We start from the raw sequence: 20,522 nt of genomic DNA on the forward strand, positions 1-20,522 counted from the left end.
GGATCAGACAGGTCCACGGCTCACCGCGAGAAGAAGTTGTTGAAGAATCCGGACAGCTCGGTGCCCACGTTCCCGACACCGGAAAGGGTGTCGCCGATATTGACCATGCCCGACGCCAGTCGGCCGTCGTTCAGGTAGCCCGAGTTCCCCGGTCCTCCGTCGTTGCTGAGTCCTGAGGTGTCCGCGAAGTCATTGAACAAGCCGGACGCCGCGCCGTCGGCGGAGTTGAAGAAGCCCGATGCACCCCCACCGCCGGAGTTGAAGAATCCTGACGACGGGTCCGTCGAGGTGTTGAAATAGCCCGGATTCTGTTGGTAGGCAAAGCCGAAGGTGTAGGGGCCAATTGTGCCGCTGCCCGGGAAATCGAAGGTCTGGCCGAAGGTTTCGGCTATCTCGGTTTCCGAGAGCAGCGTGGTAGGGCTGATCGTCCAGCCGCCGATGCTGTCGTTGTAGACCGTCGTGGTCACCGTCGAGCACCGGTAGAACGGGTACTCGTACCACGGGTAGCACACCGTCTGCTGCAGCTGCACCTTGATCGGGATCTCGGAGATGTTGAACTCGTCCAGGGTGATCGCGTTGATGTGGCCCGTGACCGGTACCTCGAGGGGCGCGTTCACGTCATAGTGCCAGGGGATCGCGGGAATGGTCGAGGAGTAGCCGACGGAGGCCAGGCCCTGATAATCGCCTCGCCACAACAGGCCGTTGCTGTAGCTGCCGGTGATGAACGCGCCGGTGTCGACATTGCCGGCGTTGGCCAGGCCGGTGTTGGAGTTGCCCGTGTTGAACAATCCGGTGTTCAAGCTGCCGGGATTGAACAGGCCGGTGTTGTAGTTGCCGGGGTTGAAGCTGCCGGTGTTGGTGGAACCGGCGTTGTAGCTGCCCGTGTTGTAGTTGCCGATGTTCGCGACGCCGGTGTTGGCGGTGCCGGTGTTGAACAGGCCGGTGTTGTAGTTGCCGGAGTTGGCGATGCCCCAGTTCCCGTCACCGGAGTTGAAGAAGCCGACGTTGTTGTCGCCCGAGTTGAACAGGCCGACGTTGTCGCCGCCGGAGTTCAGTGAGCCGAAACCGATCTGGCCGGTACCGGTGAGCCCGATGCCGATGTTGCCCTGGCCGGTGTTGCCGAATCCGGCGTTGCCCGTGCCGATGTTGCCGCTGCCCAGGTTGTGGCTGCCGAGGTTGCCGCCGCCCAGATTGTGGTCGCCGAGGTTGCCGTTGCCGACGTTGAGATTGCCGACGTTGGCGAAGCCCAGGTTGTAGTCGCCGAGATTGGCCCCGCCCACATTGAGCTGACCGCCGTTGGCCAGTCCCACGTTCAGCACCGTGCCGGTAGGGCCGTCGCGGAACATGCCTGCCAGGTCGGTGCCGACGTTGGCGATGCCGGAGACGTTGGCCGGTGCCGCGGTGTTGAAGACGCCCGAGACGGTGTTACCGAAGTTGAGCAAACCCGATTGCAGCGCGCCGGCGTTGCGGTAGCCGGAGACATCCCCGGACGAGAGGTTGCGGAAGCCGGAGCTGTCGACGCCGACGTTGCCGAAACCCGATGCGGAGCCGGTGCCCGAGTTGAAGAATCCGGACGACGGACTGGTCGTCGAGTTGCCGAACCCAGGCCCGGCGGGTGCGTTGATCAACGGGATGCTGATGGGACCCACCCCGCCGGATGCGTTGAGCCCCAACACCGTCGAACCGTCCGGGTTGCCGACGTTGATGGCGATCGCGGGCTGGTCACCGAAGCTGATGAGAATCGGGTCGCCCTTCTCGGCGCCGTAGACACTGATCGGGCCGATGTAGCCGACGACCTCGCCACCCAGGCCGTCGTCCAGGCCGCTGAAGGAGATCTTTGGAATGGTGACCGGGTTGATTTGAATATCGTTGAGGCTCAATGTCATTGGGATGTTCAGCGGGACATCGACCGTGAGGTACGCAGGGATTTCCGGCACCGTGATCGCGTAGTAGGCGCCGGTTTGGCCTTGGTTGTCGGCGCGCCAGAGGAGTCCGTTGTTGTTGGTGCCGGTGTTGTAGGCGCCGGTGTTGGTGTTGCCGGGGTTGGCCAGGCCGGTGTTGTAGTTGCCGGGGTTGGCGGGGCCGGTGTTGTGGTGGCCGGGGTTGTAGTTGCCGGTGTTGGTGTCACCGGTGTTGGCCAGGCCGGTGTTGTTGTTGCCGATATTGGCGATGCCGGTGTTGTTATTGCCGGTGTTGAACAGGCCGGTGTTGGTGTCACCGGGGTTGGCGATGCCGGTGTTGTGGTTGCCGGAGTTGGCGATGCCCCAGTTGCCGTCGCCGGAGTTGAAGAAGCCGATGTTGTTGGTGCCGGTGTTGAACAGGCCGATGTTGTTGGTGCCGTTGGTCAGTGGGCCGAGGCCGAGTTGGTTGGTGCCGGTCAGGCCGATGCCGATGTTGCCGGTGCCGGTGTTGCCGAAGCCGATGTTGTGGGTGCCGGTGTTGGCGCTGCCGATGTTGTGGGTGCCGGTGTTGCCGCTGCCGAGGTTTTGGTCGCCGAGGTTGCCGTTGCCCCAGTTGAGGTTTCCGGTATTGCCGAAGCCGGTGTTGTAGATGCCGGTGTTGGCCAGGCCGGCGTTGATGGCGGTGCCGGTGGTGCTGTCGCGCAGGATGCCGGCGAGGTTGGTGCCGGTGTTGAGGGCTCCGGAGACGTGGCCGGTGGCGGTGTTGTAGAGGCCGGAGACGGTGGTGCCGTAGTTGGCCAGGCCGGATTGCAGGGTTCCGGCGTTGCGGTAGCCCGAGACGGTGGTGGTGGCCTGGTTGCGGAAGCCGGAGGTGTCGGTGCCGGTGTTGGCGAACCCGGAGACCGCGCCGGTGCCGGAGTTGAAGAATCCCGAGGACGGGGTGGTGGTCGAGTTGCCGAACCCCGGAGCCGCCGGGATATCGATGAAAGTGATGTCGATCGGTCCGATTCCGCTGTTGATGGCGATCGGAATGGAGGTGCCCGGACCGCCGATCGAGGCAGTGACGACCGGCAGGACTCCGGTGATCGCCGGCACGGAAATGGTGCTGAAGGTGACGCTGAGATACGACGATCCCAGGACGCTGATCGTGATCGGTTTGATGGTAACGGGATTGACGACGACGTCTGCGAGTCCCACAGTGATGGGGATATTGACTGGAATCTCGAAATCCAGGTCCAGCGGCGAGAATTCGGGTATGTGGATGCCCGCGTGGAAACCGTATAGCCCTTGGTAATCGCCTCGCCAGAAGAATCCGTTGCTGTAGTTGCCGGCATTGAACGCCCCGGTATTGACGTCGCCGGTGTTCAGCAGGCCCGTGTTGTAGCTGCCGGGGTTGACGAAACCGGTGTTGTAGTCGCCCGAGTTGAAGCCGCCGGTGTTCGCGCTGCCGAGGTTGTAGCTGCCCGTGTTATAGCTGCCTGGGTTGGCCAGCCCGGTGTTGGCGGTGCCGGCGTTGAACACCCCCGTGTTGTAGTCGCCCGGGTTACCGATGCCCGTGTTGCCGCTGCCGGGATTCCACAGGCCCGCGTTGTAGCTGCCGGCGTTGTCGATGCCGTGGTTGCCGGTGCCCGCGTTCCCGATGCCGCGATTTGCGTTGCCGGAGTTGCCGATTCCGATGTTGCCGGTGCCGGAGTTGAACAGGCCGACATTGCCGGTGCCGGAGTTGAACAGCCCGAGATTTCCGGTGCCCGAGTTCAGCGCACCGAACCCGACTTCGCCGTGGCCGGTCAGGCCGATGCCGATGTTGCCCTCGCCGGAGTTGGCGAAGCCGACATTGGCGTTGCCGGTGTTCGCGAAACCGAGGTTGCGGTCGCCCGCGTTTGCGAACCCGCGGTTGTGGTCCCCGACGTTGCCGGCACCGAAGTTGTGCTCGCCCAGGTTGCCGGGGCCGACGTTGTGCATCCCGTGGTTTGCGAAGCCCAGGTTGACGTTGCCGATATTCGCGCTGCCGACGTTGTGGCTGCCGATGTTTGCGCTGCCGACGTTGTAGTCGCCGACGTTCCCGCTGCCCAGGTTGATGCTGCCGTCGTTGGCGAAGCCGAGGTTCGAGACTGCGAATTCGCCGAACAGTCCGGCCAGGTCGCTGCCGCGGTTGGCCACGCCCGAAATGCCGGCGGCCGTGTTGAGGTCCAGCGTGCTGGTGTTGAGCAGGCCAGACATCGTGTTTCCGAGATTCGCCATGCCCGAGATCAGGTCGCCGACGTTCTTGACGCCCGAGATGCCGGCGCCGCCGGATCCGACGTTGAAGAAACCGGAGTTGTTTGCGCCGATGTTGGCCAGTCCCGAGGAGCTGCCGGTGCCGGAGTTGAAGAAGCCGGACGATGGGACGCCGGTCGAGTTACCGAATCCCGGGCTCGCCGGGATGTCGATCAGCGGGATGACGACGGGGCCGATCGAACCCGTCCCGTTCAGGCTGATGGCGGTGGTCGGCCCGCCGAGAGTCACCTCGATGGCGGGAAGGGAGATCGCGATATTGCCGAACGTGATCGGGCCGACGCTCAGAGCCTGCGTTTCTCCGGTACTCAGGACGTTGATGTCGGCGGTGTATTTGGGGATGGTGAAGCCTTGGACGGTCAGGGTGCCCAGGGTTGCGCTGACCGGGATGTTGATCGGGATGGTGATGCCGGCGTCGACCGGAATGGCGGTGTCGGGCAATGACATGGTGTAGCTGTAACCGATCAGCCCCTGGTAGTCACCGCGCCACAGCAGCCCGTTGCTGTAGTTCCCGGCGATGAACGCTCCGGTGTTGACGTCGCCCGCGTTGGCCGCGCCGGTGTTGTAGTGGCCGGTGTTCGCCAGGCCCGTGTTGTAGGAACCGGGGTTGAAGCCGAGCGTGTTGAAGCTGCCGGTGTTGAAGCTGCCGGAGTTGTAGTCGCCGGCGTTGCCGAAACCGGTGTTGACCGCACCGGCGTTGACGACGCCGCTGTTGATGTCGCCGGCGTTGAGCAGGCCGGTGTTGAGGTGACCGCTGTTGCCGATTCCCCAGTTGCCGTTGCCCGAGTTGCCGATTCCGACATTGCCGGTGCCGGAGTTGAACAACCCGGAGTTGCCGGTTCCCGAGTTGAACAGGCCGTTGTTGGCGCTGCCGGAATTCAGTGCACCGAAACCGATTTGACCGTTGCCGGTGAGCCCGATGCCGATGTTGTCGTTGCCGGTGTTGGCGATGCCGATGTTGAAGTCGCCGCTGTTGGCGATGCCACTGTTGGAGTTGCCCCAGTTGGCGAATCCGCGGTTGTGGTCGCCGATGTTGGCCCGGCCGATATTGTGCTGACCCAGGTTGGCCGAACCGAAGTTGTGTGCGCCGAGGTTGCCGAAACCGGCGTTGAGGTTGCCGACATTGCCGCCGCCGAGGTTGACGTCCCCGCGGTTGCCGACGCCGAGGTTGTAGCCGCCGACGTTGCCGAAGCCCGCGTTGAGCGAGCCGACGTCGGCCAGGCCCAGGTTGTATGACGTTGTCCCCGTGACGTTGTCGCGGTACCAGCCGGCGACGTCGGTGCCGAAGTTGGCCACTCCTGAAACGTCAGCCGGCGACCCGACGCCGGTGTTGACGACGCCCGACATGGTGTCGCCCAGGTTGGCCACGCCGGACAACAACGAGCCGACGTTCCGGAAGCCCGATACGTCGCCCGACGCGAAGTTTCGAAAGCCGGAACTGCCCGCGCCGACGTTGGCAAAACCCGATGCGGCCCCAGTGCCGGAGTTGAAGAAGCCCGACGACGGACTGGTCGTGGAATTGCCGAATCCCGGAGCGCCGCCGAAGTCGATGAGTGTCAGGTCCGCGGGCCCGAGACTGGCGTAGGCCGGTATGACGATCACGGTGGAGCCGTCGGCGTTTCCGATCCGAATCGCCGGGGTGGGACCGGTCGCGTACACGGGCGGAATGGTGAGGGAGTTGACGGTGCCCTCGAGTACCGGGATGGGCCCGAGCGCGACGGTGGTGCCGAACGGGATGTCTTCGATTGTGATGCCGTGGTAGACGGTGGTCGTGAAGCTGCCGCTGACCGGCACATTCACCGGAATGCTGGTGGTCAGATTCAACGCGATCTCGGGGACGTGAATCGCGTAGTAGGCGCCGGTTTGGCCTTGGTTGTCGGCGCGCCAGAGGAGTCCGTTGTTGTTGGTGCCGGTGTTGTAGGCGCCGGTGTTGGTGTTGCCGGGGTTGGCCAGGCCGGTGTTGTAGTTGCCGGGGTTGGCGGGGCCGGTGTTGTGGTGGCCGGGGTTGTAGTTGCCGGTGTTGGTGTCACCGGTGTTGGCCAGGCCGGTGTTGTTGTTGCCGATATTGGCGATGCCGGTGTTGTTATTGCCGGTGTTGAACAGGCCGGTGTTGGTGTCACCGGGGTTGGCGATGCCGGTGTTGTGGTTGCCGGAGTTGGCGATGCCCCAGTTGCCGTCGCCGGAGTTGAAGAAGCCGATGTTGTTGGTGCCGGTGTTGAACAGGCCGATGTTGTTGGTGCCGTTGGTCAGTGGGCCGAGGCCGAGTTGGTTGGTGCCGGTCAGGCCGATGCCGATGTTGCCGGTGCCGGTGTTGCCGAAGCCGATGTTGTGGGTGCCGGTGTTGGCGCTGCCGATGTTGTGGGTGCCGGTGTTGCCGCTGCCGAGGTTTTGGTCGCCGAGGTTGCCGTTGCCCCAGTTGAGGTTTCCGGTATTGCCGAAGCCGGTGTTGTAGATGCCGGTGTTGGCCAGGCCGGCGTTGATGGCGGTGCCGGTGGTGCTGTCGCGCAGGATGCCGGCGAGGTTGGTGCCGGTGTTGAGGGCTCCGGAGACGTGGCCGGTGGCGGTGTTGTAGAGGCCGGAGACGGTGGTGCCGTAGTTGGCCAGGCCGGATTGCAGGGTTCCGGCGTTGCGGTAGCCCGAGACGGTGGTGGTGGCCTGGTTGCGGAAGCCGGAGGTGTCGGTGCCGGTGTTGGCGAACCCGGAGACCGCGCCGGTGCCGGAGTTGAAGAATCCCGAAGACGGGGTGGTGGTCGAGTTGCCGAACCCCGGAGCCGCCGGGATATCGAGGATTTCGATGGTCCCGCCCTGCAGGGCGCCGACGACAGCGGCGCCGATCGAGGTGGTCGGGCCGCCGATGACCACGGTGACCGTCGGGGCCGTGAGGGTCGACGGCGAGATCTCGACGGGTCCTACGTAGAAGGCGCCGTCGGCGAAGTATGTGAGGGGATATTTGTAGCCGGGGATGGTCCAGTCCTGGCCGCCCACCACCAGGGTCTGGTCGACCGGATTGTTCGATGCGATGTCGATGGGAATGGTCGGGATGTCGATCGCGATGTGGGCGCTGATCTGGCCCTCGTTGTCACCGGTGACGAAGAGGCCGTTGCTGTAATTGCCGCGGATGAAGGCGCCGGTGTTGACGTTTCCGGTGTTGTAGTAGCCGGTGTTGTAATTGCCGGAGTTCAGGCCGCCGGTGTTGAAGCCGCCCGAGTTGTAGCTGCCGGTGTTGGTGTTGCCCGCGTTGAACAACCCGGTGTTGTAGTTGCCGGTGTTGCTCAGCCCGGTGTTCACGTTGCCCGTGTTGAAGAAGCCCGTGTTATAGCCGCCGGTGTTTCCGGTGCCGGTGTTGCCGGCACCCGGATTTGCGATGCCCCAGTTCCCGGTGCCCGAGTTTCCGACGCCGACGTTGCCGGTGCCGGAGTTGAACAGGCCGATGTTGCCGGTGCCGGAGTTGAACAGCCCGAGATTGCCGGCGCCGGAATTGATTGCACCGAAGCCGATCTCGCCGTCGCCGGTGAGCCCGACGCCCAGATTATTGCTGCCGGTGTTGGCGAAACCGATGTTGGAGTCCCCGGCGTTCGCGAAGCCGACGTTGGCGCTGCCGGCATTCCACCAGCCCCGGTTGCCGGTGCCGACATTGCCGGGCCCGATATTGCGGTCACCGATGTTGCCCAGCCCGAAGTTGCCGACGCCGACGCTTGCCAGGCCCCGGTTTCCGTCACCGACGTTCCCGCTGCCGATGTTGGCGTTGCCGATGTTCGCGGATCCCAGGTTGAAGTTCCCGATGTTCGCGCGCCCGACGTTGCCCCGGCCCAGGTTGGCGAAGCCCAGGTTCGCAAAGCGCGGGTCGGCGGCCGCGGCCGCACCTCCCGAACGCGTTGGCGCGAAAGGATTCAGCGCCGCGGCGATGGTCGAAGCCTCGCCATGGTAAGCGAACAGCGCGGACACGTCCTGCGCCCACATCTGCTCGTAGTCGGCCTCGATCGCAGCGATCGCCGGCGCGTTCAGCCCGAGTGCGTTCGAGGTCACGAGTCGGACGAGCGCGGCACGGTTCGTCGAAATGATCTGCGGGTGAACGGTTGCCGCTCGCGCGGCCTCGAAAGCGCCTGCCGCCAGCCGGGCTTGAGTCGCTGCCTGCTCGGCGTCCGCCGCCGCCCCGCTCAGCCAGCTTACATAGGGCGCCACCGCGTCCAGCATCGCCGCGGCTGCCACACCTTGCCAGGAGGACCCGGTCAGCCCGGAGGTCAGAGTGGACATCGCCACTGCGCAGGAACGCAATTCCGCGCCGAGACCCTGCCAGGCGGCCGCGGCGGTGAGGATGGGGCTCGGTCCGGGACCGGCAAATATCCGCCAGGAATTGTGCTCCGGCGGAAACCTCGCGAAATCCATCACATCTCCCTAAACCGCAGCTGCGCCGAGCGGAATCACCGCAATTCGAGGCGAATCCGGCGCAATCCGCAAACGGCTTCTCGCGCGGTTGTCAGCACCTGACCCTGCGGCCGAACGGCTTATGCAGTGATGTCGAGCTGAACCGAAAAATGTTCATGCACAGTCACTTTGAACTTGACATCGACACCGGACGAGGCGGCTGAAGTAGTGGGACACCGCGGCTGATCCTCCCCCAATAGGAGGAGGAAAGTTCATCCCGCAAATCGACCAGCCGACCGAGGGTAGTGCGGCCCGAATCGGTCGAAGGTGATCAGTGGAGCACGGGCTCGCCGGCGAAACGCAACCAACAACAAGGGATTCAATGATGTCCTTCACGATCGTCAGTCCAGAGGCGTTGGCCGCGGCGGCATCCGATGCGCTGTCAATAGGCTCTGAACTGCGCTCGGCGAACGCCGCGGCGGCCGCGTCGACGACTCGCATCCTGGCCGCCGCCACCGATGAAGTCTCGGTCGCCGTGGCATCGTTCTTCGCCGACCATGGCCGGGACTACCAACGCCTCAGTGCCCATCTGACCGACATTCACGACGTGCTGGCGCGAGCCCTGAGCTCGAGCGGCCGAACATACGCCGCGGCCGAAGCGGCGAACGTGGCGCCGCTGCACACCGTGCTTGACGTGATCAATGCACCGACGGAGGCGCTGCTGGGACGGCCTTTGATCGGTAACGGCGCAGGCGGGGCCAGTGGTCCGCTCGGTCAGCCCGGCCAGGACGGCGGCATCTTGATCGGCAATGGCGGCAACGGCGGGGATAGCAGCGACGTGAACGCAGCTGGCGGAGCGGGCGGCTCGGCCGGGTTGATCGGCCGCGGTGGCACCGGCGGGACCGGCGGCACCGGTGGGATCGGCGGGACGGGCGGTACCGGTGGCTGGCTGCTCGGATCTGGTGGTGCGGGCGGAACCGGTGGGGCGGGCGGGTACGGCGGCCAGGGCGGTTCGGCAATGTTTGTCGGCAACGGGGGCCAGGGCGGCACGGGAGGTGCGGATCCCCTGGGCAGCGGTGGGCACGGTGGCGGCGGTGGCAGGGCTGGGGCGTTCTTCGGTGTCGGCGGCGCGGGCGGTGCCGGCGGGGTCGGCGCGGTAGGGGGTACCGGCGGAGACGGCGGCACGGCCGCCCTGGTCGGCGTCGGTGGCGCCGGTGGCACCGGTGGCGCCGGAGCGGCGGGTGCGGGTGGCATGACCGGCGGTACGGGCGGGACCGGCGGTTCGGGCGGCAGCGGAGGCGTGTTCGGCTTCGGTGGTCACGGCGGGGCCGGCGGCGACGGCGGAGCCGGTGGCGCGGGCGCCGCCGGTCAGCAGGGCAGCAGTGGAGCTACCGGCGGCGCCGCAGGCGCCGGCGGAGCCGGCGGCCAGGCGCTGATCGGCATCGGCGGCCAGGGTGGAACTGGCGGAACCGGAGGCACGGGCGGAGCGGGCGGCGCCGCGGTGGGCGCCGGGGCGCAGGCCGGGCAGGGCGGCACCGGCGGCGTCGGAGGTGCGGCCGGTGTGGGCGCCAACGGACTTGTTGCGGCCGGCAACGCCGGCCGGGGCGGTGTCGGCGGGACCGGGGGCACCGGGGGCGTAGGCAGCAACGGCATCGAGGGGACCAGCAGCGCCACCGCACCCACCGCCGGCCTGCAAGGCGGTCTCGGCGGCGCCGGCGGCCAGGGTGGTGCCGGCGGTGCGGGTATCGACGGGGTCGGGGGTGGGCAGGGTGGCCAGGGTGGTGTCGGCGGCCAGGGCGGTACCGGGGGTGACGGCGGGGCCAACACCGGAACGAAGACCGGCACGGGTGCTGCGGGCGGTCAGGGCGGTGCCGGTGGTGCCGCAGGGGTCGGCGGTACCGGCACCGACGGCGGAGCGGACGGTTCCATCGGTGTCGGCGGCAAGGGCGGCACCGGGGGTACCGGCGGCGCGGGTGGTGGCGCGCAGCCCGGCCCGTCGGGCTCCACGCCCTCAGCCGGCGCCCACGGCGGCCAGGGTGGCGCCGGCGGGCGCGGCGGTGACGGAGGCGCCGGGATCGGCGGCGTCGGCGGTGGCCAGGGTGGCACGGGCGGTGTCGGCGGCCAGGGCGGCACCGGGGGTGACGGTGGCGCCAATATAGGCGGCAAAGCCGGCATGGGCGCTGCGGGCGGTCAAGGCGGCACCGGCGGCACCGCGGGCGCAGGTGGAGCCGGCACCGACGGCGGAGCCGACGGGTCGAACGGTCTCGGCGGAAAGGGCGGCACCGGGGGTACCGGCGGCGCCGGAGGCAGCGCGCCGGCGGGCACATCCGGCAGCGCGCCTACCGCCGGGGTGCAGGGTGGCCAGGGTGGCGCCGGCGGGCAGGGCGGCGCCGGAGGCGCCGGGATCAACGGCCTCGGCGGTGGCCAGGGTGGCCAGGGCGGCGTCGGCGGCCAGGGCGGTAACGGCGGTACCGGCGGCAGCAACACCGGCACCGGCGTGAACGCGAACGGAGCCACCGGCGGCAAAGGCGGAACCGGTGGCATCGCCGGCGCCGCGGGGACGGGAACCGACGGCGGCGCTGCCGGGGTGACCGGTAGCGGAGGCAAAGGCGGTGTGGGGGGAACCGGCGGCACCGGCGGCACCGGCCAGACCGGGGTCGCCGACACCACACCTACCGCGGGCGGTCAGGGTGGCGCCGGCGGTGCCGGAGGCCAGGGCGGCGACGGAGGTGCGGGTTTCCACGGCCTCGGCGGTGGTCAGGGTGGCCAGGGCGGTGTCGGCGGCCAGGGTGGCAGCGGTGGCGCCGGCGGTAGCAATACCGGCACAGGGGCGAACACCACCGGCGCCGCCGGCGGCAAGGGTGGAACCGGCGGCGTCGCCGGCGCCGCGGGGACCGGAACCGATGGCGGCGCTGCCGGGGTGACCGGCAGCGGAGGCACCGGCGGCACCGGCGGAGCCGGGGGCACCGGCGGCACCGGCCAGGCCGGCGTCTCGAGCTCCGCGCCCACTCCGGGCAATCAGGGCGGTGCCGGCGGCGCCGGCGGTCAGGGCGGCGACGGTGGCGCGGGTATCGGCGGTGTCCGGGGTGGTCAGGGCGGCCTGGGTGGTCTGGGCGGCCACGGCGGCACCGGTGGCAGCGGCGGCAGCAACACCCTCAACATCTCGGCCGGCGGGGCCGTGGGTGGGAAGGGCGGTTCGGGCGGTATCGCCGGTGCTGGTGGCGTGGGCGGAGCCGGCGACGGCGGCGGCGGTGCCGGCGGGCAGGGCGGCACCGGCGGCACGGGTGGTACCGGCGGCAACGGCAGCGTCAGCGGCGCCGGCGCCACCGGCGGAGCAGGTGGAGCGGCCGGCGCGGGCGGGGTCGGCGGGTCGGGTGCCGGCAGCGGCGCCGCGGGAAACGGCGGGATCGGTGGCACCGGTGGTGACGGCGGCGGCGGCGGCAACGGCGGGCACGGCGACGGCACCAAGAACAGCCGCGGTGCCGGCGGCAAAGGCGGTGATGCCGCAGTCGGGGGAATCGGCGGAACCGGCGCCAACTCGGTCTCCGGGGCCGGCGGCACGGGTGGGACCGGTGGCAGCGGCGGCCAGGGCGGCACCGGCGGCTTCGGCAACACCTTCGGCAGTGCCGGCACCGGCGGGGGCAACGGAAGCCCCGGAAGTCCCGCCGTCGGCACTACCGGGGGCAAGGGCGGATCCGGCGGCAGCGCCGGCACGGGTGGGGCAGGCGGTCCGTCCGGCTCCGCGGGCCCGGCCGGCGGCGGTGGGGGCGCCCCCGCCGGTTAGTCAGCCCGGGGGCGTCTCCCGGTTGCCCACCGCGGACCCGACGGCCTCGCTGAGCGACGCGAACCCGCCCTCGTGCAACCGGCGGGCGATTCCGTCGTGAATCTCCTTGGCCCACAAGCCTCCGCCGTAAATGAAGCCGGTGTATCCCTGTAGCAGCGAGGCGCCCGCGGTGATGCGCTCCCAGGCGTCGTCTGCGGTCTCGATGCCGCCCACGCTGATCAACACCAGGCGATCGCCGACCCGGTCGTGAAGCCGGCGCAGAATCTGCACGGCGCGACGGGCCACCGGTGGTCCGGAGATTCCGCCGGCACCCAGCGCGTCGACGCCGGGAGTCCGCAGGCCGTCGCGCGAGACGGTGGTGTTGGTCGCCACGATGCCCGCCAGGCCCAGTTCGACGGCCAGGTCGGCGATCTCGTCGACGTCCGAGTCCGACAGATCCGGGGCGATCTTGACCAGCACCGGTGTGCCGGACGCTTCGGCCAGGACGCCGGACAGGATCGGCCGCAGCGACTCGACTGCCTGCAGGTCGCGCAGTCCGGGCGTATTCGGCGAACTGACGTTCACCACCAGATACGACGCCAACGGAGCCAATAGCCGTGCGCTCCAACGGTAATCGTCAACCGCGTCCTCGGGTCGGGTCTTCTTGGTCTTGCCGATGTTGACGCCCAGGGGGATCTCGGGGACGTGTTGTGCGAGCCGTGCCGCCAGGGCGCCCGCGCCGTGATTGTTGAAGCCCATCCGGTTCAGCAACGCCCGGTCCTCGGGCAGCCGGAACAAGCGCGGCGCCGGATTGCCCGGTTGCGCGTAGGCGGTCACGGTGCCGATCTCGGCGTACCCGAAACCCATTGCGCCCCAAACGGACAAGCCGGTGCCGTCTTTATCGAAGCCGGCGGCCAGCCCCAGTGGTCCGGGGAAGCGCACGCCGAACACCGTGCTGGCCAGCACCGGGTCCGTCGGTCCCAGCCACCGGCCCATCCGGCGGCGCACCGGCCCCGCCGCCGTGGCGCCGCGCAACCCCGCGAAGACCAGGGTGTGGGCGCGCTCGGCCGGCACCGCGAACAGCAGGCTGCGCAGCAGCCCATACATCGACGTCACGATCCCGGCTGCTCAGACAACCGGTTTTCCATACGAGCCTTCTTGCGGCGCAGCAATACTCGCCTGCTTCCATCGGTATAGAGCCGGACCCTGGTCAACTCCCAGCCGCGGTACTCGGCCTCGATGGACAGCCGGGTGGACGCGCTGAGCCGGGTGACGTCCGGCGGTAGCCGCAACGGCACCCACTCGTACTCGTCGGACATGTCGGCTTCCCAGCCCGCCGGCAGCCGGCTCCACCGTGGCGCGGGCCCCGGGTTCACGGCCTGCCTCCCGCATGCTCGATGGTCTGCACCCCCGCACCCGACCCCGACACTACGTACAAGGTGTCCGACGCCTCGTCGAAGGCCAGGGAGTTCGGTTGCTGCACGGTTGGGTAACGCACCTTTTCCACGGGTATTCCGGTGCTCAGATCGTAACCAATGACGGTGTTGGTTGCCGTTTGGGACACCCAGGCCAGTTCACGGGACCCCGCCAGGCCGTAGGGCGCCTGTCGTACCGGAAAAGCCTGGCGCAGGATCAGTGGGTCGACCCCGTACACCAGCAGTTGGCCCCCACGGGTGTCGGCGACCAGAACCCTGCCCTGGGGGTCGGCGGCCAGGGTGGTGGCGCCTTCGCCGGCCCGCAACGACTGCGCGGCGCGGCCGTCGGCGCCGATAGTGGTCACCGAAGTCTGCCCGCGATCCAGCACCACCGTTGTATTTCCCTGGGCCGCAAGGGCATCCACGCGCGCAAAGATCTTGTTGCGGTTGGCCACCGTCCCGTCGGGGGCCAGCGAGTACACCGCCCCGTCCGCACTGCCCAAAACCAGCCTGCCGTCGGCGCGGCGCGCGATGGCCGTGAAGTCCTGACCGCCGGAGACCGTCGTCCCGGTGCTCTGGCCGGTGGCCAGATTGACCGTGACGTAGCCGCCGCGCCCCGCCACGTAGACCGTGCCCTGCCCGTCGCCGGTCACTGCGGTGGCAGGCCCCGGCAGGGTGATCACCCGCGCCGCACCCTGCGCACCCAGCACGGCGATGCTCGCCGGTCCCGCAGCGTCGACGGCAGGGGACAGGACTACCAGTTGCCGGGAGCCGGCGTCGAACAGTGCGCTCTGCGGGCGGCCCCCCAGCGGCCGCACGATGCCCGCGGGGTTCTGGGCGGGAGGCGAGACTGCCGGCTGGGCGGGTTCGATCGTGGGCGGTGCGGACTCAAGCGGGTTCGATGAACACCCCGAAACGGGCGCAGCCAGGGCGAGCAAACTCACAATTGCGACAAGGCACTTATGAAGCGCAGTCAGGCGCGCTGTCAGCAACTCTTTTCTCCCGTATCTACCAGGCCCATATCAGACTCTAAGGAACGTTATCGCGCTCAATTTCGCCATGTTGACGTGTAAACCGGTGCAGCGGAGGTATTCTCACCACATGACCGTCACCGATGACCGGCATACCGTAGACCAGGAGTTTGCTGTCGAGGACATGACTCCCGGCATTTTCGCCAGCGGTTATGGACACGTCGGAGATGGGCGCACTTTTTCCTTTCACATCGAACACCGATCACTCGTCGTAGAAATTTACCGGCCGCGCCTGGTGGCGCCGGTTCCCCAGGCCGAAGACGTCGTCGCACGCGCTGTTCGCGGCGTTCGCGACATCGACCTGACCGATGAGCGCAGCCTAGCTGCTGCGGTGCGCGACGCGGTGGCCCGCGCGGTGCCCGTCTCGCGCTAGCGCCAGCGCGGCCCGGCCGCCCCGCAGTCCGACGGGGTACGGTCGTCGTCGTGTCTGCGGTAGCACCGATGTCCTGGGGGCAAGTCGTCGTCTTGTCCGTGGTGCAGGGTCTGACCGAGTTTCTGCCGGTTTCCTCCTCCGGGCACCTGAACATCGTGTCGAGGATTTTCTTCAGCGCGGACGCCGGCGCGTCGTTCACCGCGGTGAGCCAACTCGGCACCGAGGCCGCGGTCCTGGTCTACTTCGCGCGCGACATCGTGCGCATTCTGCGCGCCTGGTTCAACGGCCTGTTCGTCAGATCGCACCGCGACGCCGACTACCGGCTCGGCTGGTACGTCATCATCGGCACCATTCCCATTTGTGTGCTGGGGCTGCTCTTCAAGGAGGTCATCCGTTCCGAGGTGCGCAACCTGTGGGTGGTCGCCACCGCGATGGTGGTGTTCTCGGCGGTGATCGCGCTCGCCGAGTACGTCGGGCGCCGCAACCGCGACATCGAGCAGCTGAACTGGCGCGACGCCGTCGTCGTCGGCAGCGCCCAGTGCCTGGCGCTGGTGCCGGGGGTGTCGCGCTCGGGTTCGACGATCAGCGCGGGGCTGTTTCTCGGACTGGAACGCGAACTGGCCGCTCGCTTCGGTTTCCTGCTGGCCATCCCGGCGGTGTTCGCCTCGGGGTTGTTCTCCCTGCCGGACGCGTTCAAGCCGGTCACCGAAGGGATGAGCGCCACCGGCCCGCAACTGCTGGTATCCATCCTGATCGCGTTCGTCATCGGCTTGGCGGCGGTGACGTGGTTCCTGCGTTTCCTGGTCCGGCACAACATGTTCTGGTTCGTCGGGTACCGCGTCATCGTCGGCAGCGCGGTACTGATCCTGCTGGCGACGGGGACGGTCGCGGCGACATGACCGTCCTGCTGTTGCGTCACGGCCGGTCCACCTCCAACACCGCGGGCACACTGGCCGGCCGGTCCGAAGGTGTCGACCTCGATGACAAAGGTCGCGAGCAGGCCGCCGGCCTGATCGACCGGATCGGTGACCTGCCGATCCGCGCGGTGGTGTCCTCGCCGCTGTTGCGGTGCCGTCGCACCGTCGAACCCCTGGCGCAGGCGCTGTGTATCGAGCCCGTAATCGAGGATCAGCTCGCCGAGGTCGACTACGGCGAATGGACCGGCCGCAAGCTCAGCGAGTTGGTCAACGAGCCGCTGTGGCGGGTGGTGCAGGCACACCCGAGCGCCGCGGTGTTTCCCGGCGGTGAGGGCCTGGCGCAGGTTCAGGCCCGCGCCGTCGCGGTGGTTCGCGAGCACGATCGGCGACTGAGCGAGGAGTTCGGCGGCGACGTGCTGTGGGTGGCCTGCACCCACGGCGACGTGATCAAGTCGTTGATCGCCGATGCGTACGGCATGCACCTGGACAGCTTCCAGCGAGTCAACGCCGACCCCGCCTCGGTGAGTGTGATCCGTTACACCCCGTTGCGACCATTTGTGCTGCACGTCAACCACACCGGTTCGCGGCTGTCGGCCGGCCTGCGCGCCGCACCCGCACCCGCGCCGCCCGAGGCCAAGGAGCAGTCGTCCGGCGACGCAGTGGTCGGCGGGTCGACCGACTGAGGCTTTCGGCGCGAACGTGCACTCCGGCACGCCGACACGCCGAAGATTGCGTACTTCCGCGCACCTTCGCGGGGCGGCCAACGGAGTACGAGTAGTACGCCGGGGTCAGCTGCACGGTATTTTGGAAGTGCCATGGCCCGCGCAATCCACGTATTCCGTACACCCGACCGCTTCGTGGCCGGGACCGTCGGGCAGCCCGGAAATCGCACTTTCTACATCCAGGCGGTGCACGACGCCCGGGTCGTCTCGGTGGTCCTGGAGAAGCAGCAGGTCGCGGTCCTGGCCGAACGTATCGGTGCGCTGCTGCTCGAAGTGAACCGCCGATTCGGCACCCCGGTGCCGCCGGAGCCCACCGAGGTCGATGACCTCAGTCCGCTGATCATGCCCGTCGACGCCGAATTCCGGGTCGGGACAATGGGGCTCGGCTGGGATTCGGAGGCCCAGACGGTGGTCGTGGAACTCCTGGCCGTCACCGATGCGGAGTTCGACGCCTCGGTGGTGCTCGACGACACCGACGAGGGCCCCGACGCGGTGCGCGTGTTCCTCACTCCGGAGTCGGCACGGCAGTTCGCCACCCGGTCCAACCGCGTCATCTCGGCCGGCCGCCCGCCCTGCCCGTTGTGCGAGGAACCGCTGGATCCCGAAGGGCACATCTGCGCACGCACCAACGGCTATCGGCGCGAGGCGCTCTTCGGGTCCAGCGATGACGTCGAGGAATGACCGACACGAGGCGCTGCGCAACGGCGAGCTGACTGTCCTGGGACGGATCCGTTCGGCGAGCAACGCCACCTTCCTGTGCGAGGCAGCGCTGGGCTCCCAGAGCGTGCACTGCGTCTACAAACCCGTCTCCGGCGAGCAGCCTCTGTGGGACTTTCCCGACGGTACGCTGGCCGGCCGTGAACTCGCGGCGTATCTGGTGTCGCGGCAACTTGGCTGGAACATAGTGCCGCACACCATCATTCGCGACGGACCGGCGGGTCCGGGCATGTTGCAGCTGTGGGTGCAGCAACCGGGTGACGCCGCGGACTCCGATCCGCGGCCGGGCCCCGACCTGGTCGATCTGTTCCCCACCGGCAAACCCCAGCCCGGCTACCTGCCGGTGCTGCGCGCCTACGACTACGCCGGCGACGAGGTCGTCCTGATGCACGCCGACGACGGCCGGCTGCGCCGGATGGCGGTGTTCGACATCCTCGTCAACAACGCCGACCGCAAGGGTGGACACATCCTCTACGGTCTCGACGGCAACGTATACGGGGTCGACCACGGGGTCAGCCTGCACGTTCAGGACAAACTGCGCACCGTGCTGTGGGGGTGGGCGGGCAAGCCCATCGATGACTCCACCATGGAGCCGGTGGCCGAGCTGGCCGCCGCCCTGCGCGGCCCATTGGCCGCCGAGCTCAGAGGCCTGATCACGAGCGCTGAGGTCGCGGCGCTGATCCGGCGTACCCAGGCGTTACTCGAGGACCCGGTGATGCCCGGACCCAACCGCAGTCGCCCCATTCCCTGGCCGGCGTTCTGAGCCAGCGTCCGCCGTCGGCGATACTGGGGCGGTGAACCCGGCCGCGCGTGACCAGACTGATGCCGCGCTGGCCGCCGACCTCGCCGCCGAGGCGGGGGAGTTGCTGCTCAAAGTGCGCGACGAGGTCGGCTTCGACTACCCGTGGGAGCTGGGCGACGCCGGAGACCGTCTGGCGAACGCCCTGATCCTGCGCCGCCTGCAGGTCGAGCGGCCAGGAGACGCGGTGCTCAGCGAGGAGGCGCACGACGATCTGGTCCGGCTCAAGTCCGACCGGGTCTGGATCGTCGACCCGCTGGACGGCACCCGCGAGTTCTCCACCCGCGGGCGCGACGACTGGGCGGTACATATCGCGCTGTGGCAGCGTCCCAGCAATGGCCGGCGGCAGATCACCGACGCTGCGGTCTCGCTGCCGGCCCGCGGCAACATCGTCTACCGCAGCGACACCGTCACCGCGAGCGCTGCACCCGTCGGCGTCCCCGGCGTCATCCGGATCGCGGTCAGCGCCAACCGGCCGCCGGCGATCCTGTACCGCATCCGCCAGATCCTCGACATCGAACTGGTGCGCATCGGCTCGGCAGGCGCGAAGGCCATGGCGATCATCGACGGGGTCGCCGACGCCTACCTGCACGCCGGGGGCCAGTGGGAATGGGATTCGGCCGCGCCGGCGGGCGTGGTGCAGGCCGCGGGGATGCACGTGTCGCGTCTGGACGGGTCGCCGATGATGTACAACCAGCTCGATCCCTACCTGCCCGACTTCGTGATGTGCCGCGCCGAGCTGGCGCCGATTCTGCTGGACGCCATCCGGCAGTCCTGGTGGTGATCGGGGACATCGGGCGTGCGCCCACGGCGGAAAATCGCCTCGATTGCCGCGGTACACGCACACGCGAAGCCGTGGGCGCACACCCGTTGCGCGGGGCGCATCGTCACCGGGCTCGAGTTGGATTGCCCGCCTCGCCCCCTCGCCGCTTCGCGGCTGGGGGGACCCCCACCGCGCCCCGCTGCGCGGGGCGCATCGTCACCGGGCCTAAAGTCGACGCATGCGGTCGTGGTCTTCCCCGCCGGTCCCGGCGTTACCCGGACGCGGCCCCGAATTGCGGCTCTACGACACCGCCGACCGGCAGATCCGTCCCGTCACCCCCGGCCGCAAGGCCACGATGTACGTCTGCGGCATCACGCCGTACGACGCAACGCATCTCGGCCACGCCGCCACTTACCTGACATTCGACCTCATCCACCGCCTGTGGCTGGATCTCGGCCATGACGTGCAATACGTGCAGAACGTCACCGACGTCGACGATCCGCTGTTCGAACGTGCCGACCGCGACGGAGTCGACTGGCGCGAATTGGCCGACCGGGAGGTCGCGCTGTTCCGCGAGGACATGACGGCGCTGCGGGTGCTGCCGCCGCACGAGTACGTCGGTGCCACCGAGGCGATCCCGGAAATGGTGGAGCTCGTCGAAAAGATGGTCGCCTCCGGGGCGGCCTACGTCGTCGACGGCGAATATCCGGACGTCTACTACCGGGCCGACGCCACCCTGCAGTTCGGCTACGAATCGGGCTACGACCGCGAAACCATGCTGGACCTGTTCGAACAGCGTGGTGGTGATCCGCACCGGCCCGGCAAGACCGACGGACTCGACGCGCTGCTGTGGCGCGTCAACCGGCCCGGGGAGCCCAGCTGGCCGTCCCCGTTCGGAGCCGGTCGCCCGGGCTGGCACGTCGAATGCGCCGCCATCGCGCTCAGCCGGATCGGCAGCGAAGTCGACATCCAGGGAGGCGGCAGCGACCTGATCTTCCCACACCACGAGTTCACCGCCGCCCATGCCGAATGTGTCAGTGGCGAGCGCAGATTCGCCCGCCACTACGTGCACGCCGGGATGATCGGCTGGGAAGGGCACAAGATGTCCAAGAGCCGGGGCAACTTGGTGCTGGTATCGCAGTTGCGCTCCCAGGGCGTCGACCCGTCGGCGGTGCGGCTGGGTCTGCTCGCCGGGCATTACCGGGCTGACCGGTTCTGGAGCCGGCAGGTGCTCGACGAGGCGCACACCCGCCTGGACCGCTGGCGTACCGCGACGTCGCTACCTGCCGCACCCGACGCCAGCGACGCGCTGGCCCGGGTCCGCCGCTACCTGGCCGACGACCTCGACACACCGAAAGCGATTGCGGCGCTGGATGGTTGGACGACGGACGCGCTGGAATACGGCGGCCACGACGAGACGGCGCCAGGGTTGGTGGCCACCGCCGTCGACGCACTGCTGGGAATCGGCCTGTAAGCCTGCGG

At 68.4% G+C, this 20,522-nt stretch carries 12 protein-coding genes; 8 read left to right on the plus strand and 4 right to left on the minus strand.

Going from position 1 to position 20,522, the window contains the following annotated elements:
• Window positions 1–20: 20 nt before the first annotated feature.
• Entirely contained in the window at window positions 21–8,561 is an 8,541-nt protein-coding gene (locus ACNQS7_RS32920; protein ID WP_418015809.1) for a PPE family protein, read from the minus strand.
• Between the two features lie 364 nt (window positions 8,562–8,925).
• On the opposite strand from ACNQS7_RS32920, the gene ACNQS7_RS32925 reads away from it, so the two are divergent.
• Window positions 8,926–12,324 (plus strand): PE family protein, encoded by a 3,399-nt coding sequence (locus tag ACNQS7_RS32925; RefSeq protein WP_418015810.1) that lies wholly within the window; start codon window positions 8,926–8,928, stop codon window positions 12,322–12,324.
• Here the strand turns inward: ACNQS7_RS32925 and ACNQS7_RS32930 are convergent, their stop codons facing one another.
• The 3 genes from ACNQS7_RS32930 to ACNQS7_RS32940 are packed head-to-tail and all read right to left on the minus strand — an operon-like array spanning window position 12,325 to window position 14,710.
• Window positions 12,325–13,410: a quinone-dependent dihydroorotate dehydrogenase gene (locus tag ACNQS7_RS32930; protein WP_418016254.1), complete on the minus strand. Its 1,086-nt coding sequence runs from the start codon at window positions 13,408–13,410 to the stop codon at window positions 12,325–12,327.
• A 5-nt stretch (window positions 13,411–13,415) separates the two neighbouring features.
• Window positions 13,416–13,622, minus strand: a complete 207-nt coding sequence (locus tag ACNQS7_RS32935) for a DUF5703 family protein (protein ID WP_418016255.1) — start codon at window positions 13,620–13,622, stop codon at window positions 13,416–13,418.
• A 53-nt stretch (window positions 13,623–13,675) separates the two neighbouring features.
• Window positions 13,676–14,710 (minus strand): YncE family protein, encoded by a 1,035-nt coding sequence (locus tag ACNQS7_RS32940; protein WP_418015811.1) that lies wholly within the window; start codon window positions 14,708–14,710, stop codon window positions 13,676–13,678.
• Between the two features lie 109 nt (window positions 14,711–14,819).
• On the opposite strand from ACNQS7_RS32940, the gene ACNQS7_RS32945 reads away from it, so the two are divergent.
• The 7 genes from ACNQS7_RS32945 (at window position 14,820) to mshC (ending at window position 20,514) form a co-directional block, all read left to right on the plus strand.
• Complete coding sequence (locus tag ACNQS7_RS32945) at window positions 14,820–15,122, plus strand: hypothetical protein (protein WP_418015812.1); 303 nt, start codon at window positions 14,820–14,822, stop codon at window positions 15,120–15,122.
• Between the two features lie 68 nt (window positions 15,123–15,190).
• Window positions 15,191–16,021 carry an undecaprenyl-diphosphate phosphatase gene (locus ACNQS7_RS32950; protein WP_418016256.1) on the plus strand — a complete coding sequence of 277 codons (831 nt, stop codon included), beginning with the start codon at window positions 15,191–15,193 and terminating at the stop codon, window positions 16,019–16,021.
• The gene (locus ACNQS7_RS32955; protein ID WP_418015813.1) at window positions 16,018–16,722 is read left to right on the plus strand and encodes a histidine phosphatase family protein; all 705 of its coding nucleotides are present in this window, start codon (window positions 16,018–16,020) and stop codon (window positions 16,720–16,722) included. The genes ACNQS7_RS32950 and ACNQS7_RS32955 overlap by 4 nt, the downstream gene beginning before the upstream one ends.
• Window positions 16,723–16,854: 132 nt before the next feature.
• On the plus strand, window positions 16,855–17,442 hold the full coding sequence (locus ACNQS7_RS32960) for a DUF3090 domain-containing protein (RefSeq protein WP_055579748.1): 588 nt from the start codon (window positions 16,855–16,857) through the stop codon (window positions 17,440–17,442).
• The gene (locus ACNQS7_RS32965; protein ID WP_418015814.1) at window positions 17,426–18,241 is read left to right on the plus strand and encodes an SCO1664 family protein; all 816 of its coding nucleotides are present in this window, start codon (window positions 17,426–17,428) and stop codon (window positions 18,239–18,241) included. Before ACNQS7_RS32960 ends, ACNQS7_RS32965 begins: the two co-directional genes overlap by 17 nt.
• Window positions 18,242–18,272: 31 nt before the next feature.
• Window positions 18,273–19,061 (plus strand): 3'(2'),5'-bisphosphate nucleotidase CysQ, encoded by a 789-nt coding sequence (locus tag ACNQS7_RS32970; protein ID WP_418015815.1) that lies wholly within the window; start codon window positions 18,273–18,275, stop codon window positions 19,059–19,061.
• A 217-nt stretch (window positions 19,062–19,278) separates the two neighbouring features.
• A complete protein-coding gene (gene mshC / locus ACNQS7_RS32975; protein ID WP_418015816.1) occupies window positions 19,279–20,514 on the plus strand; it encodes a cysteine--1-D-myo-inosityl 2-amino-2-deoxy-alpha-D-glucopyranoside ligase in 1,236 nt (411 codons plus the stop codon).
• The last annotated feature ends 8 nt before the right edge of the window (window positions 20,515–20,522 follow it).

Origin of the sequence: Mycobacterium sp. 23 (assembly GCF_048287075.1) — a bacterium.
Classification (GTDB): Bacteria; Actinomycetota; Actinomycetes; order Mycobacteriales; family Mycobacteriaceae; genus Mycobacterium; species Mycobacterium gordonae_B.